This window comes from Duganella violaceipulchra, assembly GCF_019166075.1.
GTDB lineage: Bacteria > Pseudomonadota > Gammaproteobacteria > Burkholderiales > Burkholderiaceae_D > Rugamonas > Rugamonas violaceipulchra.
The window spans coordinates 1-26,740 of record NZ_JAHTGR010000036.1 but is presented as its reverse complement, the minus strand read 5'-3'; the positions used below and the strand labels follow the sequence as shown (position 1 = coordinate 26,740).

Annotated in this window: 23 protein-coding genes and 3 pseudogenes; 16 read left to right on the top strand and 10 right to left on the bottom strand. The window is 64.8% G+C overall.

The window, feature by feature from the left end:
- From KVP70_RS35705 to KVP70_RS32010, 7 genes and pseudogenes are all read left to right on the top strand, one after another.
- Positions 1 to 1,193 (top strand): annotated as a pseudogene (locus KVP70_RS35705) (non-ribosomal peptide synthetase); the annotation flags it as partial.
- 42 nt (positions 1,194 to 1,235) lie between these two features.
- Positions 1,236 to 2,624 (top strand): thioesterase domain-containing protein, encoded by a 1,389-nt coding sequence (locus KVP70_RS35700; RefSeq protein ID WP_439897414.1) that lies wholly within the window; start codon positions 1,236 to 1,238, stop codon positions 2,622 to 2,624.
- A 387-nt stretch (positions 2,625 to 3,011) separates the two neighbouring features.
- The gene (locus tag KVP70_RS32030; protein WP_217946448.1) at positions 3,012 to 3,764 is read left to right on the top strand and encodes a thioesterase II family protein; all 753 of its coding nucleotides are present in this window, start codon (positions 3,012 to 3,014) and stop codon (positions 3,762 to 3,764) included.
- 134 nt (positions 3,765 to 3,898) lie between these two features.
- Entirely contained in the window at positions 3,899 to 4,195 is a 297-nt protein-coding gene (gene tnpA, locus KVP70_RS32025; protein WP_217946446.1) for an IS66 family insertion sequence element accessory protein TnpA, read from the top strand.
- Positions 4,195 to 4,536 carry an IS66 family insertion sequence element accessory protein TnpB gene (tnpB, locus tag KVP70_RS32020; protein WP_217946444.1) on the top strand — a complete coding sequence of 114 codons (342 nt, stop codon included), beginning with the start codon at positions 4,195 to 4,197 and terminating at the stop codon, positions 4,534 to 4,536. The genes tnpA and tnpB overlap by 1 nt, the downstream gene beginning before the upstream one ends.
- A gap of 55 nt (positions 4,537 to 4,591) precedes the next feature.
- Positions 4,592 to 5,387 (top strand): annotated as a pseudogene (locus KVP70_RS32015) (IS66 family transposase); the annotation flags it as partial.
- Positions 5,388 to 5,410: 23 nt separating this feature from the next.
- Positions 5,411 to 5,773, top strand: a complete 363-nt coding sequence (locus KVP70_RS32010) for an aminotransferase-like domain-containing protein (protein WP_217946442.1) — start codon at positions 5,411 to 5,413, stop codon at positions 5,771 to 5,773.
- A 503-nt stretch (positions 5,774 to 6,276) separates the two neighbouring features.
- On the opposite strand, the gene KVP70_RS32005 is transcribed toward KVP70_RS32010, so the two are convergent.
- Positions 6,277 to 6,501, bottom strand: coding sequence for a hypothetical protein (locus KVP70_RS32005; protein WP_217946440.1), 225 nt, complete (start codon positions 6,499 to 6,501; stop codon positions 6,277 to 6,279).
- A 163-nt stretch (positions 6,502 to 6,664) separates the two neighbouring features.
- Between KVP70_RS32005 and sbnA the strand changes: the two genes are divergently transcribed.
- The 3 genes from sbnA to KVP70_RS31990 all read left to right on the top strand — a co-directional run bounded on the left by sbnA (position 6,665) and on the right by KVP70_RS31990 (position 9,122).
- On the top strand, positions 6,665 to 7,624 hold the full coding sequence (sbnA, locus tag KVP70_RS32000; protein ID WP_217946438.1) for a 2,3-diaminopropionate biosynthesis protein SbnA: 960 nt from the start codon (positions 6,665 to 6,667) through the stop codon (positions 7,622 to 7,624).
- A 28-nt stretch (positions 7,625 to 7,652) separates the two neighbouring features.
- The gene (gene sbnB, locus KVP70_RS31995) at positions 7,653 to 8,693 is read left to right on the top strand and encodes a 2,3-diaminopropionate biosynthesis protein SbnB (RefSeq protein WP_229225235.1); all 1,041 of its coding nucleotides are present in this window, start codon (positions 7,653 to 7,655) and stop codon (positions 8,691 to 8,693) included.
- A 195-nt stretch (positions 8,694 to 8,888) separates the two neighbouring features.
- Positions 8,889 to 9,122: a hypothetical protein gene (locus tag KVP70_RS31990; protein ID WP_217946437.1), complete on the top strand. Its 234-nt coding sequence runs from the start codon at positions 8,889 to 8,891 to the stop codon at positions 9,120 to 9,122.
- A gap of 202 nt (positions 9,123 to 9,324) precedes the next feature.
- On the opposite strand, the gene KVP70_RS34550 is transcribed toward KVP70_RS31990, so the two are convergent.
- The 4 genes and pseudogenes from KVP70_RS34550 to KVP70_RS31975 form a co-directional block, all read right to left on the bottom strand.
- Positions 9,325 to 9,537 (bottom strand): hypothetical protein, encoded by a 213-nt coding sequence (locus KVP70_RS34550; protein ID WP_262311792.1) that lies wholly within the window; start codon positions 9,535 to 9,537, stop codon positions 9,325 to 9,327.
- 128 nt (positions 9,538 to 9,665) lie between these two features.
- Positions 9,666 to 9,761: pseudogene (locus tag KVP70_RS35470) on the bottom strand (transposase); the annotation flags it as partial.
- Positions 9,762 to 10,069: 308 nt separating this feature from the next.
- On the bottom strand, positions 10,070 to 10,864 hold the full coding sequence (locus KVP70_RS31980) for a substrate-binding periplasmic protein (protein ID WP_229225234.1): 795 nt from the start codon (positions 10,862 to 10,864) through the stop codon (positions 10,070 to 10,072).
- A 60-nt stretch (positions 10,865 to 10,924) separates the two neighbouring features.
- Entirely contained in the window at positions 10,925 to 11,689 is a 765-nt protein-coding gene (locus KVP70_RS31975; protein WP_217946435.1) for a hypothetical protein, read from the bottom strand.
- 177 nt (positions 11,690 to 11,866) lie between these two features.
- Between KVP70_RS31975 and KVP70_RS31970 the strand changes: the two genes are divergently transcribed.
- The 4 genes from KVP70_RS31970 to KVP70_RS31955 all read left to right on the top strand — a co-directional run bounded on the left by KVP70_RS31970 (position 11,867) and on the right by KVP70_RS31955 (position 16,640).
- Positions 11,867 to 12,241, top strand: a complete 375-nt coding sequence (locus KVP70_RS31970; protein WP_217946433.1) for a hypothetical protein — start codon at positions 11,867 to 11,869, stop codon at positions 12,239 to 12,241.
- Positions 12,242 to 12,385: 144 nt separating this feature from the next.
- Complete coding sequence (locus KVP70_RS31965) at positions 12,386 to 14,059, top strand: MFS transporter (RefSeq protein WP_217946432.1); 1,674 nt, start codon at positions 12,386 to 12,388, stop codon at positions 14,057 to 14,059.
- A gap of 5 nt (positions 14,060 to 14,064) precedes the next feature.
- Positions 14,065 to 15,264, top strand: a complete 1,200-nt coding sequence (locus tag KVP70_RS31960) for an HlyD family secretion protein (RefSeq protein ID WP_217946431.1) — start codon at positions 14,065 to 14,067, stop codon at positions 15,262 to 15,264.
- Complete coding sequence (locus KVP70_RS31955; RefSeq protein ID WP_217946430.1) at positions 15,261 to 16,640, top strand: efflux transporter outer membrane subunit; 1,380 nt, start codon at positions 15,261 to 15,263, stop codon at positions 16,638 to 16,640. The genes KVP70_RS31960 and KVP70_RS31955 overlap by 4 nt, the downstream gene beginning before the upstream one ends.
- 184 nt (positions 16,641 to 16,824) lie before the next feature.
- Here the strand turns inward: KVP70_RS31955 and KVP70_RS31950 are convergent, their stop codons facing one another.
- From KVP70_RS31950 to KVP70_RS31930, 5 genes are read right to left on the bottom strand one after another with little or no spacing between them, the layout of a single operon-like run.
- The gene (locus KVP70_RS31950) at positions 16,825 to 17,283 is read right to left on the bottom strand and encodes an AraC family transcriptional regulator (RefSeq protein ID WP_217946429.1); all 459 of its coding nucleotides are present in this window, start codon (positions 17,281 to 17,283) and stop codon (positions 16,825 to 16,827) included.
- 15 nt (positions 17,284 to 17,298) lie between these two features.
- Positions 17,299 to 20,433 (bottom strand): efflux RND transporter permease subunit, encoded by a 3,135-nt coding sequence (locus tag KVP70_RS31945; protein WP_217946428.1) that lies wholly within the window; start codon positions 20,431 to 20,433, stop codon positions 17,299 to 17,301.
- 9 nt (positions 20,434 to 20,442) lie between these two features.
- Positions 20,443 to 21,600, bottom strand: coding sequence for an efflux RND transporter periplasmic adaptor subunit (locus KVP70_RS31940; protein WP_217946427.1), 1,158 nt, complete (start codon positions 21,598 to 21,600; stop codon positions 20,443 to 20,445).
- A 14-nt stretch (positions 21,601 to 21,614) separates the two neighbouring features.
- Positions 21,615 to 23,024, bottom strand: coding sequence for an efflux transporter outer membrane subunit (locus tag KVP70_RS31935; protein WP_217946452.1), 1,410 nt, complete (start codon positions 23,022 to 23,024; stop codon positions 21,615 to 21,617).
- A gap of 17 nt (positions 23,025 to 23,041) precedes the next feature.
- Positions 23,042 to 23,740, bottom strand: coding sequence for a CerR family C-terminal domain-containing protein (locus tag KVP70_RS31930; RefSeq protein ID WP_217946426.1), 699 nt, complete (start codon positions 23,738 to 23,740; stop codon positions 23,042 to 23,044).
- A 166-nt stretch (positions 23,741 to 23,906) separates the two neighbouring features.
- Here KVP70_RS31930 and KVP70_RS31925 point away from each other — a divergent pair, with 166 nt between their 5' ends.
- Together KVP70_RS31925 and KVP70_RS31920 are read left to right on the top strand one after the other, a co-directional pair.
- Positions 23,907 to 25,361: a DUF1800 domain-containing protein gene (locus KVP70_RS31925; protein WP_217946424.1), complete on the top strand. Its 1,455-nt coding sequence runs from the start codon at positions 23,907 to 23,909 to the stop codon at positions 25,359 to 25,361.
- A 17-nt stretch (positions 25,362 to 25,378) separates the two neighbouring features.
- The gene (locus KVP70_RS31920) at positions 25,379 to 26,659 is read left to right on the top strand and encodes a DUF1501 domain-containing protein (RefSeq protein WP_217946423.1); all 1,281 of its coding nucleotides are present in this window, start codon (positions 25,379 to 25,381) and stop codon (positions 26,657 to 26,659) included.
- Positions 26,660 to 26,740 lie beyond the last annotated feature (81 nt).

Here is a 26,740-nt window from a genome sequence, read left to right as displayed (position 1 = left end):
AAGAGACCAGCGTCAGCTATGGCGAATTGAATGCGCGCGCCAACCGACTGGCGCACACCCTGATCGGGTTGGGCGTGAAACCCGACGACCGGGTGGCGATCTGTGTCGAACGCAGTGTTGAGATGATTGTCGGCCTGCTGGGGATTTTGAAGGCTGGAGGCGCGTATGTTCCGCTCGACCCGAGCTATCCCCAGGAGCGTCTGGCATGCATGTTACAAGACAGTACGCCGGTGGCGCTGTTGACGCAGACGGGTATGCAAGAGCGCCTGCCGGCTGCGGCCGAAGCGGGATTGGCGATACCGGTGCTGCTGCTCGACGGCGCCGAAGACGGCGCGGCCATGGCGCGTCAAGCATCGCACAACCCCCACCCGGCGCAGCTGGGCTTGACGGCGCGGCACCTGGCGTATGTGATCTATACCTCGGGCTCGACTGGAGTGCCCAAGGGGGTGATGGTGGAGCATCAATCTGTCCTGAATTTGTGGATAGCGCTTGAACAGACAGTTTTTCTACATCGGCAAAAGTATTCTCGGATAGCATTAAACGCGGAAATATCGTTTGATGCATCGATTAAGGTGCTTGTGCAACTCCTCTCTGGTCACTGCATTGCTCCCATTCCACAATCGGTTCGGAAGGATGGTGCCGCACTGATTCAGTTCATTTCGGAATATAAGATCGATGTCTTTGACTGTACGCCTGCTCAACTGGAGTTGATGCTATTTGAGGGTTTGCTCAACAAGAATATTGATAGCCCTAAAGTGGTGTTGGTTGGCGGCGAGGCAATTAGTGCAGCCACTTGGGCAAAATTAAGAAACGCAAAAAACATTCATTTTTATAATCTGTATGGCCCTACAGAGTGTACCGTTGATGCAACGATTGCAGACCTAAAAGATTCAGGTGAATTTTCACACATAGGCCGTCCAATCGCCAACACCCAACTCTACATCCTCGACGCCCACCTGCAACCGGTGCCGGTTGGGGTGACGGGCGAGATCTACATCGGCGGGGCGGGAGTGGCGCGCGGCTACCTGAATCGGCCGGAGTTGACTGCAGAGCGCTTCCTTCCGGATCCGTTCAGTGCGCAGGCGGAAGCGCGGCTATACAAGAGTGGCGACCTGGGCCGCTGGTTAGCCGATGGCAACATCGAGTATGTAGGAAGGAACGACTTCCAGGTCAAGATCCGTGGTTTCCGGATTGAGCTGGGCGAGATCGAAGCCAGGCTGGCGGCCTGCGAAGGCGTGCGCGCAGCGATTGTGATCGCACGCGAAGACCAGCCGGGCGACAAGCGGCTGGTGGCGTACGTGATCGCGCAAGCAGGGGCAGAAGAAGGGGCCTTGTCGGCAACCAACTTGCGTGAGCAGCTATCGGCCAGCCTGGCCGAGTACATGGTGCCCAGCGCGTTCGTGACATTGGACGCATTCCCGCTGACCGCCAACGGCAAACTCGACCGCAAGGCGCTGCCGGCGCCGGACAAGAGCGCCGTCGTCAGCCGTGCCTACGAGGCGCCGCAAGGAGAGATTGAAGAGGCGCTCGCGCAGATCTGGCAAGACTTGCTGGGGTTGGCGCGAATTGGGCGCCACGACCACTTCTTCGAGATGGGCGGACACTCGCTGATGGCAGTGCAACTGGTGTCGCGCCTGCGGCAAGTGCTGGATGTCGAAGTTCCCCTGCGCGACCTGTTTGCGCAACCGACGCTGGCAGGCCTGGCCACCACCATCAGTAATGCAATGACAGCAACAAGAGGCGGTAATTTAGTGCCTATCCGTTCAGAAGGGGGACAACGACCACTGTTCCTGATTCATCCCGGCAAGGGAGAAATTGGCTATGCGCGCGATATAGCCCCATGGATCGATGCGGAAATTCCGATTTACGGCTTAGCGGCACGCGGTTTTCTTAGCGGTGAGGTACCGCTCGCAACGGTAGAGGAAATGGCAGAATGCTATTTACGTGAGATACGTAAAGTACAGCCGAGCGGACCCTATCGCCTGGCGGGTTGGTCCGCTGGCGGCACAATTGCCTACGAGATCGCCCATCAGCTCATAAGTGTTGACGAGCGAGTTGAATTTCTGGGATTAATCGACACGGCGAGCGATTATCAATTTTTACGCAATGCACAATCCAATGGGCAGAGCAATAATCAAGAAGTCGGGGAGGCTGATGAAATAGCGCACTTGTTGGCGCGGCTCCCAGAAAATACTCCTTTAGCCATTCATAGCGAACTCGCGGCCTTGGCGCAGGCAAAAGAGATAGATGCGATGCTGAGGTGTTGCCAGGTGGCGGAAATACTACCGCAAGAAATTGAAGTCGACCTATTACGTCGCTACCTTGCGGTGACGAATGCGATCACGACAGCTCTTTGTCGCTACACCCGACCGCAAATCTCCGTTCCAATCACCCTCTTTGCGGCAAGCGTAGAGCATCGCCTGGATGCCAGTCTTGGATGGAAATACGTCGCAGGCCATCGTTTGCACATGACGCAAATTGGCGGCAATCATTTTACGATGATGCAGTCGCCGCATATCGAGACGCTCGGTGCGGCCATTTCTCATGCGATAGCGCAGGCTGGTCAGGAAATAGCCCACCACCGTGAGCACTGTGTGACTATTCAGCCTGAGCGCGCAGCGTAGAAAGTTGTTGTAAACAAATCTTGGATAGCGCATCATGCTTGCATGCCACCAAAACCGGCGCGTCCAAGACCTTACTCATCTGTCCGATCAGGACAAGGACAGACTTATAGACGCGCTGTTCGCACGTAAGCGGTAAGCCAATGGCGTTGTATTCAGCGTGTGCCCGCCTTGGCACAATCTTCTCCATGTGTTGGCGCCGAACCAATATTGACCCAGGGTGGGGTGCTGCGATTTGCTGCTGCAACGGTGTGCGGGAAAAACTGTAATTGTCATTCTTCACGCTGATGCCCATTTTAAGAACGAGGACCTTGTCGTAAAATTATCAGAAGGCAAGTTGTAAAAAATACATTGCCTCATTGAAAGTGCTGCATTCTTTGGAACTATGCTATGAATTTGCCACGGAGCCCTTGGCTGGTTCGCCAGTCGGGTGCGGGGCGCCGCCTGCGCCTATATTGTTTTTGCTACGCTGGCGGTTCCGCCGCCAATTACGCGTCATGGCAGGCAGAACTGGATCCCGCGATCGAAATCTGTGCCATTGAATTGCCGGGGCGCGGTCGCCGTTTTGGTGAAGAGCCGCAAACTTCGCTCGCTGCCGTCACTGCTACGGTGGCGAAGCTTATCGCAAGCCAGGGCAGTATGCCATTTGCCTTTTTTGGCCATAGCCTCGGTGCTCTGCTCGCGTTCGAAGTGGCGCGCTATCTTCATCACCACGGGCTGCCAACGCCGCGTCACCTGTTTCTATCGGGCGCGAGCGCGCCCCAGCATCGGCGCAAGCTGGAACTGCACCTGTTGGCGGACGATGCCCTAATCGAAGAATTAAAGCGCTACAACGGAACGCCTCTGGTCGTGCTTGAGCACCGCGAACTAATGGAGCTATTGTTGCCGGTGATACGCGCCGACTTTGCTCTGGCCGGCAATTATGCATATCGTCCGGGCGCCTTGCTGAATATGTCAATGACTGTCCTAATGGGGCGGGAAGACAAAAACGGCGAGGGCGAGCATGTCGAAGGATGGAAAAAGGAAACCAGTGGCGACTGCCGCATCGCTTGGTTCGATGGCGACCATTTCTTCATTCATCCGCAGCGCGCCGCTGTGTTCGACTGTATCCGTTCAGAACTGCTCGGCGTTGCATGCACCTAGAAGCCCAGAGCGCGGTTCACGTCTGGCAACTTGGCCTTGATTGTGCCGCGCTCGACGGTAAGCGGCCAGCCGCTCCACCTTTGATTTCATGATCGGCCCGGCCACACTGCTTCCTTCGATTACTCAGGAGGCAAATGGTGGTGAATTCAGAGCGTGAGAAGGTTGGGCGGGAGCGCGTGGCGCAATGGCAGGCCAGTGGCCTGTCGCAGCGCGCCTACGCGATCAAACAAGGCTTTCCGATACGCCAGGTTGGTTACTGGGTTCAGCGCCTGGCAGGTGCGCAAGCAGTGCCAGCGCTGTTGCCGGTGCGGGTGGTGCCGACCGTTACGGCAGCGGCGCCGATCAATCTACGCAGCGAGAACGGCTGGACGTTGAGGTTGCCCGGCGATGTGCCGGCCCGCTGGCTGGCCGAATTGATGCGCGCCCTGTGATGCAATTATCAGCCGCTGCGATCTGGTTGGCGACGGCAGCGGTAGACATGCGCACCGGGATCGATGGTCTGTCGCTGCATGTGCAGCAGGCGCTGGGGCGCCCGCCTTGTGACGGCATGGCCTATGTGTTTTCCAACCGTCGCCGTACCCGGCTGAAGCTGGCGTGCTGGGACGGAACCGGTGTCTGGATGTGCTTGCGCCGGCTGCACCGCGGCCAGTTCGTTTGGCCCGAGGCTGACGAGGCAAGCTGGCGGATCAGCGCCGAGCAATGGCAGTGGCGCGTGGCCGGTGTGGACTGGCGGCGCCTGTCGGCGCCAGCGTCGGCGCAGTGGCGGCTGTGAGGACGTAAACTGTTTCGCTTGTAAACATCGGCCATGCTTAGTAAGCTCCTGAGCCATGGACCTGCTCAACGAACTTGCGCCCACCGACATCGACCCAGCCATGCTGGCGCAGGTGCGGGCCTTGTTCGATCAGCAGCAGGCGAAGCTGGCGCGGCAAGATGCTGTGCTGGCCGAGAAGGACTTCAAGATCACCGCGCTGACACACGAACTGGCGTACTATCGCCGCGTTCGCTTCGGCAATGCGAGTGAAGCACTGGTTGGCGAACAGCGCATGCTGTTCGACGAAACGGTCGACATGGACCTGGCCGCGATCGAGAAGGAGCTTGAAGGCCAGGCACCAGCCTAGCGGCAGCGCAAGCGCGCCGGCCGCTAGGCGCTGCCGCCGGAACTGCCGCGCATCGAATACCGCCATGAGCCAGAGTCGTGCCAGTGCGGCCGGTGCGGCGCCGACCTGGTCAAGATTGGCGAGGACATCAGCGAACAGCTGGATGTGGAACCGGCGCGCTTCTTCGTACATCGTCGCATCCGGCCGCAATATGCCTGCCCCCTGCGAAACGGTAACGGCAGCGCCGATTCCACCAGCGGTCATCGATGGCGGCCTTGCCGCAGTGGGCCTGCTGGCGTGGATCGCCGCCTGCAAATACCTTGATCATCTGCCGCTGTACCGGATCGAACAGATCGCCGCGCGCCAGGGCGTGCCGCTGGCACGGTCCACGCTGGGAGAATGGATCGGACGCATCGGCGTAGCCCTGCAGCCGCTGGCCGACCGGCTGGCTGAACTGTTCAGGGAACGAAGTTGCCTGCATGCCGACGAAACACCTGTGCGGCGGCTTGACCCCGGCAGCGGAAAACTCAGCACAAACACACCAGCTTAATGGAAAAACTCTCGCAAGCGAAGAGCTTTGCGGCGGTCAACACCAGTCAGATCCTGCAGGCGATCGCGGGCGCGGTACTGTTGAAGCAGGCATGCTCGCTGAAACGCTTGGTCGCGCCTGCCGTCGATTTTTATCGCCGGAACCGCGATGCGATGCTTGATGCTTTAGAAACCAATTTGAACACATACGCACCGCAAGTCAGTTGGAACGCTCCGCAAGGTGGTTTTTTTCTGGTCGTAACGCTGCCTTTTCCGTTTCTACGCGCCGAAGCCGAACACTGTGCACGCGAATACCGAGTGCTGACCATGCCGCTTTCGTTTTTTTCGCTCACCAATAAACAGGACCGGGAAGTGCGACAATAGGTGTGTGTTATGTTATCTTAAAGAAAATATTTACATAAAAAAAATCCCAGTAGACAACCTTTGTAAGGCATGCAATAATCATAAAATTTCAAAAAAAACATGCTTACCGGATTGCTCAGGACTGTGTCGTTTGCAGAGGGAGCGCGGGGGTGCTGCGACCGAAGAGTTGACCTGTCCGCTATTTTTTTTGCGGGCCTGAATTGCTTCGATATTTAAGCTAAATTAATTATTTGCTTCATGCTGCCTACTGAATATTTGCCCGTTTCTTTTTCGCAGCAAAGCCTGCGGTTCCTGCATCGGTTGGCCTCGGATGGCGGTTTGTACAACTTGCCAGTCGCTTGGGAAATCAAGGGTGCGCTGGATGAGGAGGCGCTGCAGCAGCTGGCTTCCTGGAAAACTACGTTGGCGGGTGCGCCAGCCTTGCTGGATTTTCCGCTGGACAAGCCGCGTCCGGTCCACACCAGTCACCGGGTGCGGCGGTCGACCTCAGCTTCGATACGGCCTTACTGGCGCGCTTGCAGCGGCTGTGCCGTGAGCGGCAGGTCATCCTGTTCATGCTGATGGCGGCGGCGTTCAATGGGCTGCTGCATTGGATACCCGTTGGCGGGCAGAGCCCTGACGCATTGTCCTTCCTGAGCCAGGTTGCGCATCAGACCCGGCCGGTCAGCGGACTGCGGCGGCACGTGTGCGGCGATCGGGCAGCGCTGGCTTGCGACGCGGGCCGCCATGCGTAGCGCACCGGATGCCTGCCAGTCCGTGTTGAGCAGAAGCTGGCGTTGGCGCCGCCGCGCTCGCGGCCAGCCTTCTGTCCACGCGTCACGAGCGCGTGTCCAATAATCTGTGGCCGGTTCCATACCAATCGAACCATGGTCGTCATGTAGCGAGGCAATTATGCGATACGAATCGATAGAACACATCATCCAGGACGATATCTTCCTGACCCTGCGCGAGTTCCTGCCTGGTCGGGCGGTGCACGTAAAGCTGGAAGGCTTCAACGCGGGCAACTCGATCAAGATGAAGACAGCACTGGCGCTGATCAACCATGCCGAGCAGCATACCCAGCTGCTGGCGCACCGGCGCCTGATTGAATCGAGCTCGGGCAACCTGGGCCTGGCCGTGAGTGTGATCGCGGCGGCGCACGGCTACCACTTTACCTGCGTGGTGGATTTGAACACCAGCCTCCAGAACATCAAGCTGATGCGGGCGTTGGGCACGGAGGTGGTGGTGATCGAGCGCCGCGACGAGCAGGGCGGCTATCTGGGCAACCGGCTGGCCTATATCCGCGACACGCTGGCGCGCGATGCGGACATGGTGTGGCTGAACCAATATCAGAACCCGGCCAATCCAGCCATCCATGACCAGATGACGGCACGCGCCATCCTGGCTGAGTTCGGGCAGGTCGATTACCTGTTCCTCGGCGCCGGCACCACCGGCACGCTGATGGGCTGCGTGCGCCATTTCCGGCGCCATGCGCCGGCCACGCAGATCATCGCGGTGGACGCGGTGGGCTCGGTAACGTTCGGTACTCCTGGCGGCAAGCGCTACCTGCCTGGACTGGGTTCGAGCGTGATGCCGCATTTCTTTGACGCAGCCCAGCTGGACCGCCTGGTGCAGATTCCGGAAGCGGAAGCGGTCGCCATGTGCCGCGAGCTGGCGCGCCGCTACGGCTATCTGAGCGGCGCATCGAGCGGAACCGTGCTGGCGGCGGTGCGGCGCCTGCTGCCGGAGATTCCGGCCGGCGCCACCGTGGTGGCGCTGTCGCCCGATTTCGGCCAGCCTTATCTGGACACGGTCTACAGCGACGACTGGTGCCAGCGCACCTTTGACGCCGGCTGGCAGACGCTGTCCTAGCCTTCGACCACTATTGCAGGAACTACTTTTGAAAACGAACATGCTTGAAGCCGCGCCTTCCTTCCGAGTCATCGGCGGCGATTATATTTGCGAACAATTGGCGGCCTCGCGCCGGGAAGTGATCGACCTGGTACGCGACTGCTATCTGCAGCACGAGGATGGGCAGACCGTCAATCCAGACAGCTATTTCCTGCGTTTCCCGGACCGTCCGGAAGCGCGCATCATCGCCTTGCCGGCTGCGTTGCGCACATCGCAGCAGAGCGAGGCGGTGTCGGGTATCAAGTGGATCGCCAGCTATCCGCGCAATATCGACGTCAATCTGCAGCGTGCTTCGGCGGTGATCCTGCTGAACGATTACCAGACCGGCTATCCGTTCGCTTGCCTGGAGGCATCGCAGATCAGCTCCGCGCGTACGGCGGCCTCGGCGGTGTTGGCGGCGGGCGAACTGCGCGCCGGTGTGCGCCGTGCGGGGCGACTGGGCATTGTTGGCGGCGGGGTGATTGCCGCAGCGACGCTGGCGTACTTCCTGGCCGACGGCTGGCAATTCGAGGACATCGTGGTGCATGACGCCTTGCCCGCCAATGGCGCGGCTTTCGTGCGCAACCTGGGCGCTGAGGCGCGCGGGCTGCGCGCCGGCAGCGTTGGGGAGGCTTTGGCGGCCGACATCGTCCTGCTGACCACCAATGCCGGCACGCCGTGGATTGCGGCCGATCATGGCTTCGGCCCGCAGCAGCTGATCCTCAACCTGTCGCTGCGCGACTTGCCGCCGGAAATTATTCTGGTTGCCAACAACGTGTTTGACGATGTCGAGCATTGCATGAAGGCCAACACCTCGCCCCATCTGGCCGAGCAGCGCGCCGGCCACCGCGGTTTCGTGACTGGCACCCTGGCCCAGCATATGCGTGGCCAGTGCCGGCTTGATCCTGCCCGCGTCACGGTGTTCTCGCCGTTCGGGCTGGGCGTGCTCGACCTCAAGCTGGCAAGCTTCCTGTACCAGCGCGCGCTGGCCGCCGGCAGCGCAACCGAGATCCCCGGCTTCTTTGCCGATACCCAACGCTGGAGCGTCTGATGCCACTGCCCAGCACCGCCTTCGCATCCCGCCCATCCGCTGCCGCGCTGGCGGCCTCCGCCCCGCGGAACGCCGGCGCGTATCGGGCTCGGGTAGGGCGGCACGCTGCGCGACTGGCTGCAGCAACCACAGCAGGCGCATGCGGTACGCGAAGAGCATGCCTGGCTTGATCTGGTCAGCATCCAGCGCGAAGGCGTGTGGCGCGGCAGCGATGCCCTGTTCGACACGCTGCTGGTATTCGAGAATTATCCGCGCGGCACGCAGCGCCGCGAGGAAGTGCTAGGGGCAAGCGATTACGGCTTTTCGTCGCAGACCCATTATCCGCTGTCGGTCATCGTCACCGGCGGCGCAGGTTTCACCATTGACTTCGGTTTCGATCCGAGCCGCTTTCATCTTGAGGACATTCACACTATGGGGCACCTCGAATAACTGGAGATTCGAGGATGAGGACAAAAAAAAATAGCGGCGTAGAGCGCGATCACGTCGCCAACCTGGCCAGGGTCATGGCAACTTTGTTATCCGAATCCGCCTTTTTCGGCAGTCCGGGCGGACCTCGGGCGTCAGAACGCCACGATCTTGGCCTCCTTCAGGTAGCAAAGGCGCTGCAGATTGTATGCGGCGACTTTCCAGTTCAGGTGCTGATCTTGATCTTGCGAATGACCTTGTAGCGCTTGTCGGCGTTGGCCGAGAGCTGGTAGCCGAAGTAGGACTTGCCGTGCTTCTTGGTCCAGCGCGCCTCGATATCTTTCTGGCGCCGCTTGGCCGGCGACCAATCGGCCGGCATCGCGTTCTCGGCCACGATGGCTTTCTCTTCTTTGTTGATCGACTGTTTGGGCGTCTGCACGATGCTGGCGTCGACAGCTGGCGGTTGAGCGCGTCAAAAATGCTGGCGCTGGCACCCGCCTGGATCAGGCGTTCCTTGAAGGTCCGGATCGTGGTCCGGTCGGGGATCTGGCTGCTGCTGCGCAGCCCCACAAAACGCTGGAAGCTCAGGCGGTCGAGCAGTTGACACTCCATTTGCTCGTCGCTCAGGTTGAACAACTGCTGAATCAGCAGCACGCGCACCATCAGTTCGGTTGGGAATGGCGGGCGACCACCGCGCTCACGGCTGGGGCGTGGCGCGGTCGACCGCTCAGAGATTGGGAGGTTTTTCGCGCTGCCCCAAGGTTGGCACCCCGCTGATCGGCTTGACCAAACATGCGGAATTCGAGGCGCTGGTCGGCGGCATCGACGCCACCGCACCGAGGCCATCGCGGGCCAGGGTTCCTTGCCTCGCCATTTTCTGACATTGCTAGCTCGGCCGTTGCGACGCCGAAGTTCGGCAATCGGTCCTCGCGCCGCCTCACGTCGTCAAAACCGGGTTATTAGAGCTGGCCTTAATTTGGTGTGCGTTGGCGCCTGGCGTCCTCCTCGCGCTTGCGGATGCGCGCCAGCGCGGCGTTGATGCGGTCGATGATGCCGTCGTCCTTGCTGCGGGCGATGGCGAAAAACTGGCCGCTGTCGGTGCTCAGGGGCTTGGGCAGCACGCTGAACCCGGTGTTGGCGGCGGCGCCGATGGCCGGCAGGCGCGGGGCCATGAAGCTGCGGATGCTGTCCTCCAGGTCTTTCGCGCTCAGGCCGTCGGGCTGGAACAGCAGCACCACGTCCACGCGCTTGAGCATCAGCCGCGTGAGGCGCGTGCCGCGCGAGGAAATGTCTTCGTCGGTGCGAAACAGCTTGCCGCGCGCGCTGTCGAATTCCAGGCCGTAGCTGTAGCCGCGCACCGTGCCCACGGTCTTGCCGCGCAGGTCGTCGAGACGATGGAAGGGGAAGGTGGCGTCGCTGCGGGTGACCAGCCACAGGCTGTTGTGGCTGGCGGTGTCGGAGTAGTGCAGGGCGCGCAGGCGGTCGGCGGTTTTCGGCAGGCCGTACACCAGGCCGACGCCTTCGATGGCGTAGCGCTCGGCGCGCGCCCACGGATAGGTGCGCGGCTCAAACCTGACGCCCAGTTCCTGGGCCACCGCGTCGAGCACCTTGCGTTTGACTGCCGGCATGGGGCGCGGCCTGCCTTGTTCGTCGAGGGTGTCGCCGATCAGCAGCGGCACCACCGGCAGCGCCGGCGCGCCATGCGCGCGCGGCATGCAGGACAGCGCGGCGGCGAGCAGCAGACCCGGTATCGGCAATCGTTTCATCGGCAGTTGAGCAGTGGCTATCGGCCGATTATTACATGCTTCCGGTGGGCGCCCCAGGGTTTATGGCGCGTTGTCCAGTGTGCGTGAGCGGGAAGCCGGTTCCACCGCCGGTACGCGCGGTATCGCGCCGGCTGGCGTTTGGGTGGCCGGGCCGTGGGCGCCGGCGAGCTCGGTGTCGTTGATATGGTAGGCGGCGATGGCGGCGGCCAGCGCCGGATTGGCGCGCAGCGGGTCGTTCAGCTGGCGGTTGGCTTGCAGCGCGGCGGCGCTCAGTTGCTGGACAAAGCTGGTCGCCAGTTCGTTGAAATTGTCCAGCGTGGTTTGCAAGGTCTGGGTGGTCGCCTGCTGGTTGCTGTCGAACGCCGCCTGCAACACGCCATTGTCGAGCGCCAGGCCGACCGGCGTCTGCAAGGTCAGGCCGATCGGCGTCAGATCCGGCGCCGCCGGCTGTTGCAGGCTTTGCACCAGGTTGGCGAGCAGCGACGGCTCCTGCGGCGGGGTTTGGTTTAAGTCGACCGTCGGCAGCTGGTTGAAGGCGTTCACCACGTTTTGCGTGGCGTTGTTCAGGGCCGTGGCGCTGTCGGGCGGCGCCGCGCTGCGGGCGATGGCGGTTTGCAGTTGAGCCAGCTGTTTCCGGGATTGCGACACCGTCAGCAGGAAGTTGGCCACCGGCGACAAGTCGACGGTGACGGAAGCGGCCGGCGCCTCGGTGGCCGAGCCGGCGGCGCCGATCTGGCCGGGCGGCGGGCCTGTCACCGCGGCGCTTTCGGCCAGAGGGGTGACGCCGCCTGGCGTCGTTTGCGCTGCCGATGAGATGGGGAACATGCCGCCCTCCTGAGCTGAGTGTATCTGCCAGCATGCTCCGTTCAGGCGCCGTCGTCCGTGTGCCAGTTCACATAGCGGGGCGTTTACCTTTCTGTTAGCTTCCGCACGGTTAAGTCCAGGCGATGCGCCTATCGTTGCCCTTGCACTTCCAACATACACCCGAAAAAGGAAAGCATCATGGAAAACACCACCGACAGCAAAATCAATTCCACCCGCGACGGCGTCACCCAGATCGGCAGCAACCTGCGCGCCGATGCGCATGCGGCGATCGACAAGGTCGCCGACAAGGTCCCAGCCACCACCGACCGCCTGGCCAACAGCGCCCACAGCGGCGTCGACAAGGTGGCCGATGGCGTCAACAAGGTCGCCGACACCGTTGAAAGCACCTCAGGCCGCCTGGTCGCGCGCGGCAAGCAAGTCGGCGAGAGCTACAAGGCCTTGGCCGAATCCGGCCGTGGCCGCGTGCGCGCCCATCCCGCCATGTCGGTCCTGCTGGCCGCCGCCGCCGGCTATGGCCTGTCCAAGCTGCTGAGTTCGCGCGGCGCCAAGTAACACGGGGCCGGCGCCGGCCGGCTCTGCCCATCCAGCCTATCCCTTTTGGCTCAGCTGTAAAATGCGCAACAATGGCGTGCATAGTGATATGCTCGTCATTACGCAGTTTACGCCCCGCAAAAACAGAATCAGGATCAGCTGAGCATGGACGTGTACGCTCCACAAGTATGGCTTCCGCATGAGCGTCCCTCCTTGCCGGGGTCGCCGTCGACGCCGCTGCACACGGCCGAGCGCCGGCTGGCCTTCCTGGTGATCGGCTTCATCGTCGCCGTCACCGGCGGCCTGGGCAACGCGCTGGTGTCGGTCAACCTGCCTTACCTGCAAGGCTCGCTGGGCGTCTACTCGGCCGAGATCCAGTGGCTGCCGGCCGCCTACGTGATGGCCAATGTGTCGATGAACCTGCTGCTGGTCAAATTCCGCCAGCAGTACGGCCTGCGTCTCTTTACCGAATTATTCCTGGTGCTGTACGCGCTGGCCACCGTGGCCCACCTGTTCGTGCACGGCCTGGCCTCGGCCATCGCGGTGCGGGCGGCGCACGGCATGAGCGGCGCGGCGCTCACCACCCTCGGCCTGTACTACACCTTGCAGGCCTTCCCGGCGCAGCACCGGCTCAAGGCGGTGGTGTTCGGCATCGGCTTCTCGCAACTGGCGCTGCCGATGGCGCGGCTGTTCTCGTCGGAGCTGATGGAGTTCGGCGAGTGGCGCGGGCTGTACTTCTTCGAGCTGGGACTGGCGCTGCTGTCGCTGGGCTGCGTGCTGGCGCTCAAGCTGCCGCCGGGCGACCGCGTCAAGGCTTTCGAGAAAATGGACTTCCTCACCTTCGGCCTGTTCGCGCCCGGCGTGGCCTTGCTGTCGGCGGTGCTGGCGCTGGGCCGCACCGTGTGGTGGTTCGAATCGCGCTGGCTGGGTTTGTGCCTGGCCGGCGCCATCGTGCTGATCGCCGCCGCGCTGCTGGTCGAGCATAACCGCGCGCGTCCGCTGATCAACACGCGCTGGCTCAGCAACGGCAATATCGCGCGGCTGGCCTTGTCGGTGCTGCTGATCCGCGTGGTGCAGTCGGAGGCCAGCGGCACCGTGGGCTTCCTGCAGGCGCTGGGCCTGAACAACGACCAGATGCAGATGCTGTGGATCGTCGTCATGATCGGCACCGTGGCCGGGCTGGTGGCCAGCGCGCTGACCATCACGCCGGCGCGCATCCCGCTGCAGTTGATGTTCTCGCTGGCGGTGATGGCGGCCGGCGCCTACATGGATTCCGACGCCACCAACCTGACCCGGCCCGCCGACCTGTATGTGAGCCAGTTCCTGCTGGCCTTTGGCGGCGCCTTCTTCATCGGGCCGACGTTTGTTTCGGGCTTTGGCGCCGTGATCGCGGCGCCGAATAACCTGGTCAGCTTCTCGGTCATGTTCAGCATCACGCAGACCTTGGGCAGCCTGCTGGGTTCCGCGGTGGTGGGCACGTTCCAGGTGGTGCGCGAGAAATTCCATTCCAGCATACTGGTCGAGCATCTGACCCTGCTCGATCCGCTGGTGGCGGCGCGCATCCAGAGCGGCGGCGCCAGCGTGGGCGCGGCGCTGGCCGATCCCGCCGCCCGCAGCGCGACCGGCGTGGCGGCGCTGGGCGCGGCGGCCACGCGCGAGGCCAACATCCTCGCCTACAACGATGTCTTCCTGATGATCACCCTGGTGGCGCTGCTGACGCTGGCCTGGATGCTGGGCCGCCATCTGTGGTCGGTGTGCGTGGTCTGCCCGGGCAGCCCGGCGCACAACGCGCAGACCGGCCTGGCCAATGTCTCTCTCAATAACTCCGGATCACGCTGACCTCTATGGCTAACACTACTCCCGACAATTCCTCTTCCTCCGAAACCCGCGTCGCGGCGGTGGCGGCGGCAGCTGCGGCGGCCGCCGTTGCCGCCGCCGCGCCCACGGCGCCGGCGCCGGACCGGCGCGCGCAGATCATTTCGGCGATCGCGTTTTCGTTCGTGGCGCTGGTCGGTGTGTTGATCGTGCTGTATGCGTGGCGGCTACCGCCGTTCAGCACCGCCATCGTCGCCACCGAGAACGCGCTGGTGCGCGGCCAGGTCACGCTGATCGGCACCCAGCTGCCCGGCTACGTGGTCGACGTGCGGGTGCAGGATTTCCAGCAGGTGAAGCAGGGCGATTTGCTGGTGCTGATCGACGACCGCATCTACCAGCAGCGCTACGAGCAGGCGCAGGCGCAGCTGGCGGCGCAAAAGGCGGCGCTGGCCAACTGGGAGCAGGCGCGCCGCACGGCGGAAGCCGGCGTGGCGCTGAACCTGGCCACGGTCGCCAACGCGGAGGCGCAGGCCGCCAAGGCGGTGGCGGATCTGAGCCGCGTGAATGCGCTGGCGGCCGACGGCTCGCTGTCCCTGCGCGAGCAGGATACCTCCAAGGCCGCCAGGGTGCAGACCACGGCGGCGGTGGCGCAGGCGCGCGCCAGCCTGGAGATCGCGAAACAGCAGGTGCAGACGGTGGTGGTGAACAAGCTGTCGCTGGAGGCGGCGGTGGCGAATGCGTCGGCGGCGCTGAAGTCGGCCAAGGTGGACCTGGACAACACCCGCATCACGGCGCCGGAAGACGGCCAGCTGGGCCAGGTCACGGTGCGCAAGGGCGCCTACGTCAACACCGGCGCGCAGTTGATGGGATTGGTGCCGCGCCAGCTGTGGGTGATCGCCAACCTGAAGGAGACGCAGATGAACGGCGTGCAGGTCGGCCAGAGCGCCACCTTCAAGGTCGATGCGCTGGATGGCGCGCTGCTGACCGGCCAGGTGGAGCGGATTTCGCCGGCCACCGGTTCGGAGTTCAGCGTGCTGCCGGCCGATAACGCGACCGGCAACTACGTCAAGATCGCGCAGCGCATACCGGTGCGCATCCGCATCGATCCGGGCCAGGCCAAGGCGCGCCGGCTGGCGCCGGGGATGTCGGTGGTGGTCAGCATCGACACCTCGGCGGTGCTCAACGATGCGGACGCCGCGCCGGCCAAGACCGCCGGAGTCAGGCCATGAAAGTGCGCGTCGTAACGGCGGCGTGCTTGCTGGCGCTGGCCGGCTGCGCGGCCAAGGCGCCGCCGGCGCCCGCCTCTTCCTTGCAGACGCCGTCCGCCTGGCGCACCGCCGCCGGGACGGCGCAGGGCGCGGCCGTCGAAGCGCAATGGTGGCAAGCCTTCGGTGATCCGGCCCTGAGCGCGCTGGTGGCCGCCGCGCTGGAACACAACGGCGACCTGCGCATTGCGCGCGCCCGCGTGGCGCAGTATCGCGCGCTGGTGGGCGTGGCCGCCGCTGGACAGAAGGCCAACGTCTTCGTCGACACCGCGCCGACCCGCACGCGCCAGTTGGCCTACAACGGCGTGCCGTATGTCACCAACGTCTACCAGGCCGAGTTCCAGGCCAGCTATGAAGTCGATGTGTGGGGCCGCCTGGCCGCGCTGACCGACGCCGCCACCGCCACCTATCAGGCGGAGCAGGCCAACGCCGATGCGGCCGCGTTGTCGATCGCCGCCACCGTGGCCTCGGGCTACCTGAACCTGCGGGGACTGGACGCCCAGCTGGCGCTGACCGAAGCCACGCTGAAGCTGCGCGAGGAATCGCGCGACCTGGCCAAGCGCCAGTTCGACGTCGGCTATAGCTCGCGGCTGGAATGGCTGCAAGCGCAGGCCGAATACCAGACCACCGCCGAGCAGGTGCCGCAGCTCAAGCGCGCCATCTTCGAGCAGGAAAACGCGCTGTCGATTCTGACAGGGGGCAATCCCGGCCCGGTCGCGCGCGGGCTGGAGCTGGTGCAGTTGTCGGCGCCGGTGGTGCCGGCGGGGCTGCCGTCCGAACTGCTGCGGCGCCGGCCGGATATTGCGCGCGCCGAATTCAATCTGGTGGCGGTCAACGCCAACCTGGCCGCCACGCGCGACCAGCTGCTGCCGTCGTTCAAGCTGACGATGGTGGGCGGGGTGCAGAATTTGAAGTGGCACGATTTCATCAACGCGCCGACCGCGCTGTGGCGGCTGACGGGCGCAGTCGCCGCGCCGGTGTTCGAGGGCGACCGCGTGCAGCACCAGACCGACGCCGTGGCGGCGCAGCGCGATCAGTCGGTCTATGCGTATGAAAACGCGGTGCGCGCCGCCTTCGCCGAAACCGACAACAGCCTGGGTGCGCTGGCGCGCCTGAAGGAACAGGCGGTGCAGAACGACGCGCGGCGCGCCACGGCGGCTGAAACGCTGCGCATCGCGCACAACCGCTATCGCAACGGCTACGCCTCGTATCTGGAGGAGCTGGATGCGCAGCGCACGCTGTACAACGCCGACGTCGGCCGCCTGCAGCTGAAGACGCGCATGCTGGTGGCGTCGGTGGACCTGTACCGCGCCATGGGCGGCGGCTGGGCGGCACCCTAGCACCTGCACGGTCATTGTGGTATTCGTTCGATTTTCTCGACTATTTTCTTCGGCTTTCCCAGATTTAGGCCGGCAAATTCGGAAATAGTTCAATGCTTGGAAAAATCGGGGAAAATCGAAGAGAAAATCGGGGTTTTGCCACAAGGAGCGGGGTGGCGCACCCCATGTGCGTACTCTCAAGCGTTTATTTGACCGGGATGCACAGCTCCGCTTCGAACACGCCGGTGGCCGGGTCCATCGCGTAGTCGGCCGGGTAGCGCTCGAAGCACGGACCGGCATCGACCTTGCCCTCGGCCTGCAGCTGGCCGAAGAACTCGCCCCAGGCCGCGGGCACCTGGTCGCCGCTGCCCTTGAACCTGGCGACGGCATAACGGCCTGCAGGGATGGTCGCCTCCTTGGCCGGCTCCTTGACCGGATAGTCGGCCGACACTTCGACGCAGGCGTCGTAGCGGCACTGCTCCGGCGGCGTGGTGCTGGGGTCGTCCTGCGCCACGCCGTAGGTGACTTTGTTCACCAGCCCGAAGGCCTTCTGCCACGGCGTGAACACTTCCTTCCAGAACTCGCCGATCGGCGCGCCGAACGGACCCTTGTAGCGCAGGTAGGCGACGCGCACTGCTGGTAATTCCTTGATGTCGTATTCCATGATGATCTCCTCTTGCTAGTGGCCGCCGCCGGCGATCTTGCGCAATGGCGGCGCGGTTTCTTCGGGGGCCGGCGCCGGCGTGCGGCGCACCTTGCCCATCAGGCGTTGCAGCAGGTGTTCCAGGTCGTCGATGTAGGTGAACACGGCCGGCACCACCAGCAGGCTCAGCAAGGTCGACGTGATCAGGCCACCGATCACCGTGATCGCCATCGGCGAACGGAAGCTCGGATCGGCGCCCCAGCCCAGCGCCAGCGGCATCATGCCGGCGCCCATCGCGATGGTGGTCATCAGAATCGGACGGCTACGCTTGTGGCAAGCGTCGACCAGGGCATCGAAACGGCTCATGCCTTCCTGACGCGCCAGAATAGCATAATCAACCAACAAGATTGAGTTCTTCGTAACGATCCCCATCAGCATGATCAGGCCGATCATCGACGGCATCGACAGCGCGCGGCCGGTGATCAGCAGCGCCACGAAGGCGCCGCCGATCGACAGCGGCAGCGCCGCCAGAATCGTCATCGGCTGCATGAAGTCCTTGAACAGCAGCACCAGCACGCAGTAGATGCACAACACGCCGATCAGCATGGCGATGCCGAAGCTGGCGAACAGCGAGGCCATCTCCTGGGTGTCGCCCAGTTCGGCGATCTTCACCGACGGCGGCAGGTTCATCATGGTAGGCAGCGCGCGCGCCTCGGTGTTCACTTCACCCAGCGAGCGTTTGCCCAGTTCCACTTCCAGCGTGACGTTGCGGCTGCGGTTGAGGCGACTGATTTGCGCCGGGCCGCTTTCCATGGTGATGGTGGCGACGGTGGCCAGCAAGACCGGGCCGTTCTTGCCCGGCACCGTCAGGCGGCCGATGGCTTCCAGGTCGGCGCGCACGGCGTCCGGCAGCTTGACGCGGATCGGCACCTGGCGTTCGGGCAGGTTCATCTTGGTCAGGTCGGTGTCGTAGTCGCCGGCGGTGGCCACGCGCACGGTCTGGCCGATGGACGCGGCGGTCACGCCCAGGTCGGCGGCCTTGGCGAAGTCCGGCGTGACGATGATCTCGGGACGCACCAGCGAGGCGCTGGAGCGCACGTTGCCGACGCCTTTGAGCGTGCGCATTTCGCGCTCGACTTTTTGCGCTGTCTCCTTCAGCGCGACCGGGTCTTCGCTGCGCAGCACCAGCTGCATCTTGACGCCGTTGTCCGGCGGGCCGACCTTGAAGCGGGCGCCGGGAATGGCGTTGAGCTTCTGGCGGATTTCGCCTTCCAGGTCGGCCATCGATTCCTTGCGGTCGTTGCGGTGCGCGGTGGTCAGCGTCAGCACGGCGTTGCGCGCTTCGGCCGCGGTGCCGGGGGCGAAGGCGTCGCCGCTGGAGCCGCCGCCGATGGAGCTGAACACCGCCTTGATGCCTTTGACTTCCATCGCGGCCTTGCGGGCGCGCTCGGCGACCACGCCGGTTTCGGCCAGCGTGGAGCCGGGCGGCAGTTCCAGGTTGATCTGGGTTTGCGCACGGTCGGCGGCTGGTACGAAGCCGGTCGGCAGCAGGCCGACCAGCATGATCGAGCCGACGAAGAACGCGGCCGAGGCGAGCCCCGTCACCAGACGGTGCGTCAGGCACCAGCGCATCACGCGGATGTAGCGGGTCATGATCCAGCCGTCTTTTTCTTCGGCATGCGCGACCGGCTTGAGGATGTAGGCGGCCATCATCGGCGTCAGCAGACGGGCGACCACCAGCGACGCCAGCACCGCCACCACGGCGGTCCAGCCGAACTGCTTGAAGAACAGGCCGGGCACGCCGCCCATGAAGGCGGTCGGCAGGAACACGGCGACCAGCGCGAAGGTGGTGGCGATCACCGCCATGCCGATTTCGTCGGCCGCTTCCATCGCCGCTTCCATCGGGGTTTTACCCATGCGCAGGTGGCGCGCGATGTTTTCGATTTCCACGATGGCGTCGTCCACCAGCACGCCCACCACCAGCGCCATCGACAGCAGGGTCACGGTGTTGAGCGTGTAGCCGAACAGGTACAGGCCGAGGAAGGCCGGCATCACAGACAGCGGCAGCGCGGCGGCGGCCACCAGGGTGGCGCGCCAGTCGCGCAGGAACCACCACACCACCAGCACGGCCAGCAGCGCGCCTTCGTACAGCAGCTCCATCGAGCCTTTGAAGTTTTCTTCGACCGGGAAGGCGTTGTCGATCACCGGCTTCAGTTCAACGCGAGGATTGGCGCGGTTCAGTTCTTCGACGGCGGCGCGCGCGCCCTTGGCGACAGCCAGTTCGCTGGCGCCCTTGGTGCGGAAGATTTCAAAGCCGATCACCGGCACGCCGTCCTGCAGCGCGATGGCGCGCGGCTCGGAGACCGTGTCGGTCACGGTCGCCACCTGGTCGAGGCGCACGCGGCGCCCGTCGCTTAGCGGCAGTTCGATGGCGGCCAGCGAGGCCGCGCTTTGCACGGTGGCGATGGTGCGCACCGATTGCTCGGCGCCGCTGACGTCACCGCGTCCGCCCGGCGCTTCCTTCTGCACCAGGCGCAGCTGGCGCGAGACGTCCAATGCGGACACGCGCAGGGCGGCCATGCGGGCGTCGTCCAGTTCCACCCGGATCTCGCGCTTGACGCCGCCGACGCGCTTGACCGCGCCCACGCCGGGCACCGCCAGCAGACGCTTGGAGACGGTGTTGTCGACGAACCAGCTCAGCTCCTGCTGGTCCATCTTCTCGCCGGACGTTTTGGCGGCGGCGGCGGTGAAGGTCATGATCACGCGGCCGGCGGTGGAGGCCTTGGTCACGGTCGGATCGCGCAGCTCGGCCGGCATGTCGGCCTTGACGCGGGCGACGGCGTCGCGCACCTCGTTGACGGCGTCGGCGATCGGCTTTTCAAGAATGAATTCGACGGTGGTGGTGGAGACGCCGTCCAGCACCGTGGTGTAGATGTTCTTGATGCCTTGCAGCGTGGCGACCGAATCCTCGATCTTGCGCGCCACTTCGGTTTCCAGCTGGGCCGGCGCGCTACCGTCCAAGGTGGCGGTGACGGTCACGATGGGCAGTTCGATGTCCGGAAAATCCTGCACCGGATTGGCCTTGAAGGCCATCATGCCGGCCAGCGTCAGTAACGCGAACAGCATGATCGCCGGGATCGGGTTCTTGATCGATAGGGAGGAGAAATTCATGGCGGGTCCTTACTTCGCGGCCAGCTTGGCGGCCGGCGCGGTCTCGGCGACGTTGTGTACCAGGTCGCCGTCGTTCAGGAAGCCGGCGCCGCGCACCACCACCTGCGTGTCGGCGGTCAGGCCGCCCAGCACTTCGATGCGGTCGCCCAGGCGGCGGCCCGGCTGTACCTTGATCTGATTGACATGCTGGTCGGCGTTGAGGCGGAACACGAAGCTGAAGCCGTCGCGCACGACGATGGATTGCTGCGGCACCGTCATCGCGTCCGAGGTGCCCAGTTCGAACTGGCCGCTGGCGAACATGCCGGCCTTGAACGGCGCGTCCTTGGCGCCGGCGCTGGACGGCAGGTCGACGTAGACCAGCGCGGAGCGGGTCTGCGCGTCGACGGTCGGCGCGATCATGCGCACCTTGCCGGTCACCTCGCTGCCGTTGGCGGCCTTGACGACGGCGCCGGTGCCGGTCTTCAGGTTGCGCAGGTCGGAGGCTACCACTTCGGCGCGCCATTCCAGGCGGCCCTGGCGGATCATGCGGAACAGTTCCGTGCCGGGGCCGGAGACCGCGCCCACGGTGGCGGTGCGGGCAGAAATGACGCCGCTGTCCGGCGCCACCACCTTGGTGTATTTGAGGCGCAGCTGCTGGCTGGCCAGCGCCGCCTTGGCCGAGGCGATGCGGGCGTTGGCGGTTTGTTCGGCCGTGGTGTACTGGCTGATCTGCTGCGCGCTCAGGGCGCCGGTGTTTTGCAGCGTGCGCGCGCGCGCCGCGTTGGCGACGGCGTCGGCGGCGTTGGCTTCCGCTTCCTGCACGGCGGCCTTGGCCTGCGCCACGTCGGCGTTGACGGTATCGGCCGAGAACACGGCCAGCACGTCGCCGGCCTTGACCACGTCGCCGACGTTGACGCGCACTTCGGTCAGGCGCAAGCCGTTCGATTCGCTGCTGACGCTCGCTTCCTGCCAGGCGGCGACGTTGCCATTGGCGGCCAGCTTGATCGGCAGGCGCGCGGCCGACGGCTTGGTGGTGGTGACGGTCAGCGCCGGCTTGGCGGTTTCCGCTTTCTTGTCGTCGGCGGCCTGGGTGGCGGACGGGTAGAACGCCAGGCCGGCGCCGCCGATGACGAATACGGCCAGTAATGCGTAGGCGACAGGCTTCAGATTGGTTTTCAGGTTTTTCATGATCGGTCTTGTTGTTAGTTGGCGCTGGCGACGGCGGGGGCGCCGTCGGTCGGGGCGGTCCAGCCGCCGCCGGCGGCGCGGTACAGCGCTACCCAGGCGGCGCTGCGTTCGCGCTGCAGGTTGATGACGGTTTGTTCGGCGGCCAGGCGGGTGCGGCGCGCGTCCTCCAGTTCGAACAGGCTGGCCAGCCCGTTCTTGTAGCGGTCTTCCACGGCGGTGAAGTTGACGCGGTAGCCTTGCAGCGCGGCCTGAGCGTCGCCGGCGCGCTCGCCGGTGGCGTCCAGGTTGACCAGCGCCTGTTCCACTTCGCTGACGGCCTGGCGCACGGTGGCGCGGTAGCTGGAGACGGCGGCGTCGTAGCGGGCGCTGGCCGCGTCGACGTTGGCGCGGCGCTTGCCGGCGTCGAAGATCGGCAGCGACACCGAGACCGGGCCGATGGTCCAGGTGTCGGTGCCGGTGTTGACGCCGCCGGCGCGGAAGTTGCCGTAGCCGATGGAGCCGGACAAGGCCAGGCGCGGATAACGCTGCGCCTGCGCGGAGCCGACATCGGCGCTGGCGGCGGTCACTTCGCGCTCGGCGGTGAAGACGTCGGGCCGCTGGCTCAGCGTGCGCGCCGGCAGTTCGGCGATGGCGATCGATGGCGCGCTGGCGGCGGCGCCTGCGGCGGCCGATGCGCCGGCGGCCAGCTTGCCGCGCAGTTCAGGTTCGCCGATGGCGGTCAGCGCCACCAGCGCCTTGACATTGACGTCGCAGGCGGCGCGCTGGCTGATGTAGCGGTTGTTGCCGTCGGCCGCGCTGGCGCGCGCCAGCGCCAGGCCGGCCGGCGACTGGAAGCCCGCCTTGGCGCTGAGCTCCGTCAGGCGCGCGGTGTCGCTGCGCGATGCCGCATCCTGTTTGGCCACGGCCAGCAGCTGCTCGCAGGCGCGCAGGCCGTAGTATTGGTTGGCCACTTCGGCCGCCACCGAGACGCGGGCGTCATGCCAGCCGGCGTGGGCGCTGTCCAGGCGCGCCTGCGCCGCATCGCGCGCGGCGCGGTTGCCGCCGAACAGATCGATCTCCCACGAGGCCTGCAAGGCCGCCTGCGAGGTGGTCCCCATCGGCAGCGACGATTGCTGGTTGGAGCGGCTGGCGCTGACCGATGCGTCCAGCGACGGCGCCAGCGCGGCGCCCGCCGCCACGCGCTCGGCGCGCGATTGCGCGATGCGCGAGCCGGCCGTGGCGATGGTCGGGCTGACCGCCTGCGCCGATTCGATCAGTTGTACCAGCAGCGTGTCGGCTTGGCGACTCCACCAGTTGGCCAGGTCGGCCTGGCTGCCGTTGTGGGGCAATGGCGCCTGCCATTGTTGCGGCGCCTGCGCGGCCACGTGCGGCGCGGGCGCCTGCGTGGCGCAGGCGCTGAGCGACGCGACGACGGCCAGTGCCATCGCCCGTAAGAATATCGTCATGCTTTTCCCTTTTTAAGTTTGGATTTCTCGGCCAGCACCATGGCTTCGGCAAAGCCGACCAGGTACTGGCCCCAGGTGTCTATCGCTTCCGGCGTGGCCAGCAGATGCGGGGTGATCGTGGCGATGATGTCGCGTCCGACCATGATCTGCACGGCCATGCCGGCCAGGGCATAGGCCAGGCGGTGTACGTCGTCGGTGGGCTGCTCCAGGCCCAGGTGACGGCTTAACGCACCGACCAGCGCCAGATGTTCGGGCTGGATGTTGTTGTCGATTTCCTGCTGCCATAGCCCGGTCGGTTCCAGCATCTCCCGGTAAAACAGGCGCAAAAACAATTGCGCATCCTCGCCCGCCAGCAGCGGCGCCAGCATCTGCCGGTAGTAGCCTTCCAGCGTTTGCCGCAGCGTGAAATGCGGCTGGGCGAACAGCGCGATATTGTCCGGGACCGGCTGGCACATGAAGCTGAAGCAGGCCTGGTACAGCCCCGCCTTGTCGCCGAAGTAGTAGCTGATCGCGGCGACGTTGGCGTTGGCCGCCTGGGCGATCTCGCGGGTCGAGGTTTTGGAAAAGCCCTGCGCGGCGAACAGGCGCATGGCCGCGTGCAACAGCCGCTCGCGCGATTGCTCGCCGTCCGAACGTGGCTTGCGGCCGTCGTCGGCTGGCTGGTTGGTATCGATGGAAGTGGGTTTGGCGTTCATGGCGGCATTACATCACATAATTTAAACGATTGATATAACTAAATCAGTTGTTTAATTTATTTGTGAACGAATGCTAACCTCCGCTTACAACCGATACATGGCAGTCGTTTAAGGCGCGGCAATATTGCGTTATAAAGTAAATATATTTTTCGACAGGAGCACCGCCATGAAGTTCTATCGCTGGATCGCCGTGGCCGCCGTGGCCTCCGTCGCCGCTTCCGTCATGGCGGCCGAGCCGCTGACGGCGGAGCAGGTCGCCGCTCATGTGTTGAACCGCATCGGCTACGGCCCCAAGCCGGGCGACATCGAGCGGGTGACGCAGATGGGCGTGCAGCGCTACATCGACGCGCAGCTGAACGCGGGCGCGCCGCTGCCGCCGGCATTGAGCGCGCGCCTGGCCAGCCTGGACGCGGTGCAGCAGCCGGCCGGCGTGGTGATGCGCCGCTTCCTGGAAGTACGCGCGATGGCGAAGGACGAGTCGGACGGTGACAAGGTCAGGCGCCGCGAGGTGGTCACGGCCATCGCGCAGCAGACGGCGGAGGCGCGCATCGCCCGCGCGGTCGACAGCCCGAACCAGCTGGAAGAGGTGATGGTCGATTTTTGGTTCAATCACTTCAACGTCTTTGCTGGCAAGGGCGTCGACCGCGCGCTGATCGCCAGCTACGAGCGCGACGCGATCCGGCCTTACGCGCTGGGGAATTTCCGCGACCTGCTGGGCGCCACCGCGCACCATCCGGCCATGCTGTATTACCTGGACAACTGGGTCTCCACCGCCAACGGCTACATCCCTCGCGGGAGAAAGCAGGGCGGCCAGAAGGCCAAGAGCAGCGGTCTGAATGAAAACTATGCGCGCGAGCTGATGGAGCTGCACACCATGGGCGTCGACAGCGGCTACACGCAGAAGGACGTGACCGAACTGGCGCGCATGCTGACCGGCTGGACCTACGACAACCGCGAGCTGGTCGCGCGCAATCGCACCTTTAGCTTCGACGCCACGCGCCACGACCGCGACGACAAGCTCTGGCTGGACCGCCGCATCAAGGCCGGCGGCCAGGAGGAGGGCGAGTACGCGCTGGACGTGCTGGCGATGCTGCCGGCCACCGCGCATCACCTGAGTTTCCAGCTGGCGCAGTACTTCGTGCAGGACCAGCCGCCGCCGGCGCTGGTGGACCGCATGGCCAAGAGCTACATCGACAGCAAGGGCGACATCCGCAGCGTGCTGCGCACCCTGTTCGCCAGTGCCGAGTTCATGGCGCCGGAAGCGGTGGGCGCGAAGTTCAAGACGCCGTATCAATACGTGATCTCGGCGGCGCGCGCCAGCGACACGGCGCCGTCGGACATCAAGCAAACGCTGGGCGTGCTGACCCGCCTCGGCATGCCGCTGTACGGCTGCCAGACACCGGACGGCTACAAGAACACGCAGGACGCGTGGCTCAATCCCGATGCGCTGAGCCGCCGCATCGCCTTCGCCACCCAACTGGCGCCGACGCTGGACGTGCAAGCCTTGCAGGCGACACTGGCCGGTTCGATCTCGGCAAAGACGCAGGGCGCGATCGCCGGCAGTCCGCCGCCGCTGCGCGCGGCCATGCTGCTGGGCAGTCCCGATTTCATGCAGCGCTAATTCGCCAGGAGACCATCATGCAACGCAGAGACTTCCTCAACACGCTGGCCGCCGGCGCCGGACTGGTGATACCGCTGGGCCGTCACGCCTGGGCCGCGACGGCCGCCGCGCCGGGCGCCGACCCCACCGGCCGCAAGCTGATCGTCATCATGTTGCGCGGCGCGGTGGACGGCTTGAACGTGGTGGCGCCGGTGGCCGACGCCAACTATACGCGCCTGCGTCCGAGCATCGCGCTGGCCAAGCCGGGCGACGACAACGGCGCGCTGAATCTGGACGGCTATTTCGGCCTGCACCCGGCGCTGGCGCCGCTGCTGCCGTTGTGGGAGCAGAAGAAGCTGGCCTTTGTCCACGCCAGCGGTTCGCCGGACGCCACCCGTTCGCACTTCGACGCGCAGGACTACATGGAATCGGCCACGCCCGGCGTCAAGAGCACGGCGGACGGCTGGATGAACCGTCTGGTGGCGACGCTGCCCGGCATCGGCACGCCGACCCGCGCGCTGAGCATAGGCCCGACCATGCCGCGCATCCTGTCGGGCCATGCGACGGCGGTCAACCTGGCCAACGGCGCGGCTGGCACCAAGGCCAATGTGCTGGACCGGCCGGCGGTGAGCAAGGCCTTCGACCAGCTGTACGCGGACAACGCGCGCTTCGGCGCCGCCTACCAGCAGGGCCAGGACGCGCACAAGGAAGTGATGGACGCGGCGGCCGGCAAGATGGTTGGCGGCGGCATGGGCGGCGTCATGATGTCGGCCGAGATGCAGGCGGCCAACGGCGGCGCGCCTTTGCCGAACGGCTTCCCCGACGATGCGGCGCGGTTGGCGGCGCTGATGCGCAACGATCCGAATATCCAGCTGGCCTTTGTGGCGCTGGGCGGCTGGGACACGCACGCCAGCCAGGGCGCGGCGCGCGGCCAGCTGGCCAACCGCCTGCAGCCGCTGGGGCAGGGCCTGGCGGTGCTGGCGCAGCGACTGGGGCCGCTGTTCGAGCTGACCACCATCGTGGTGATGTCGGAGTTCGGCCGCACCGCGCGCGAGAACGGCAACGGCGGCACCGATCATGGGCATGGCAACGTGATGTGGGTGCTGGGGGGAAGCGTCAACGGCGGCAAGGTGCTGGGCGACTGGCGCGGCGTCGGCGACGCCGAATTGAACGAGGGCCGCGACCTGCCGGTGACGACCGACTTCCGCAGCGTGCTGGCGGCGATCGCCGAGCGTCATCTGCGCTTGAGCGACAAGCAGCTGGTACAGGTGTTCCCGTCGCTGCCGCGCGGCGCCAGGCTCGACCTGCTGCGCGTCTAAACAGCGGGGGTCAAGTCTGACATTCGGACACGGCCTCTGCCGTAGCTGCAGCTACGGCAGAGGCCGTGTCCGAATGTCAGA

Coding starts and splice junctions, on each gene's coding strand:
- tnpB (WP_217946444.1), top strand. CDS start 4,195: ATGCAATTATCAGCCGCTGCGATCTGGTTGGCGACGGCAGCGGTAGAC.
- KVP70_RS31950 (WP_217946429.1), bottom strand. CDS start 17,283: ATGGAATACGACATCAAGGAATTACCAGCAGTGCGCGTCGCCTACCTG.
- KVP70_RS31930 (WP_217946426.1), bottom strand. CDS start 23,740: ATGAACGCCAAACCCACTTCCATCGATACCAACCAGCCAGCCGACGAC.
- sbnA (WP_217946438.1), top strand. CDS start 6,665: ATGCGATACGAATCGATAGAACACATCATCCAGGACGATATCTTCCTG.
- KVP70_RS31920 (WP_217946423.1), top strand. CDS start 25,379: ATGCAACGCAGAGACTTCCTCAACACGCTGGCCGCCGGCGCCGGACTG.
- KVP70_RS31955 (WP_217946430.1), top strand. CDS start 15,261: ATGAAAGTGCGCGTCGTAACGGCGGCGTGCTTGCTGGCGCTGGCCGGC.
- KVP70_RS31940 (WP_217946427.1), bottom strand. CDS start 21,600: ATGAAAAACCTGAAAACCAATCTGAAGCCTGTCGCCTACGCATTACTG.
- KVP70_RS31965 (WP_217946432.1), top strand. CDS start 12,386: ATGGACGTGTACGCTCCACAAGTATGGCTTCCGCATGAGCGTCCCTCC.
- tnpA (WP_217946446.1), top strand. CDS start 3,899: ATGGTGGTGAATTCAGAGCGTGAGAAGGTTGGGCGGGAGCGCGTGGCG.
- KVP70_RS31960 (WP_217946431.1), top strand. CDS start 14,065: ATGGCTAACACTACTCCCGACAATTCCTCTTCCTCCGAAACCCGCGTC.
- KVP70_RS31970 (WP_217946433.1), top strand. CDS start 11,867: ATGGAAAACACCACCGACAGCAAAATCAATTCCACCCGCGACGGCGTC.
- KVP70_RS32030 (WP_217946448.1), top strand. CDS start 3,012: ATGAATTTGCCACGGAGCCCTTGGCTGGTTCGCCAGTCGGGTGCGGGG.
- KVP70_RS31945 (WP_217946428.1), bottom strand. CDS start 20,433: ATGAATTTCTCCTCCCTATCGATCAAGAACCCGATCCCGGCGATCATG.
- KVP70_RS32005 (WP_217946440.1), bottom strand. CDS start 6,501: ATGGCGGCCCGCGTCGCAAGCCAGCGCTGCCCGATCGCCGCACACGTG.
- KVP70_RS32010 (WP_217946442.1), top strand. CDS start 5,411: ATGGAAAAACTCTCGCAAGCGAAGAGCTTTGCGGCGGTCAACACCAGT.
- KVP70_RS31935 (WP_217946452.1), bottom strand. CDS start 23,024: ATGGCACTGGCCGTCGTCGCGTCGCTCAGCGCCTGCGCCACGCAGGCG.
- KVP70_RS31925 (WP_217946424.1), top strand. CDS start 23,907: ATGAAGTTCTATCGCTGGATCGCCGTGGCCGCCGTGGCCTCCGTCGCC.
- KVP70_RS31980 (WP_229225234.1), bottom strand. CDS start 10,864: ATGAAACGATTGCCGATACCGGGTCTGCTGCTCGCCGCCGCGCTGTCC.
- KVP70_RS31975 (WP_217946435.1), bottom strand. CDS start 11,689: ATGTTCCCCATCTCATCGGCAGCGCAAACGACGCCAGGCGGCGTCACC.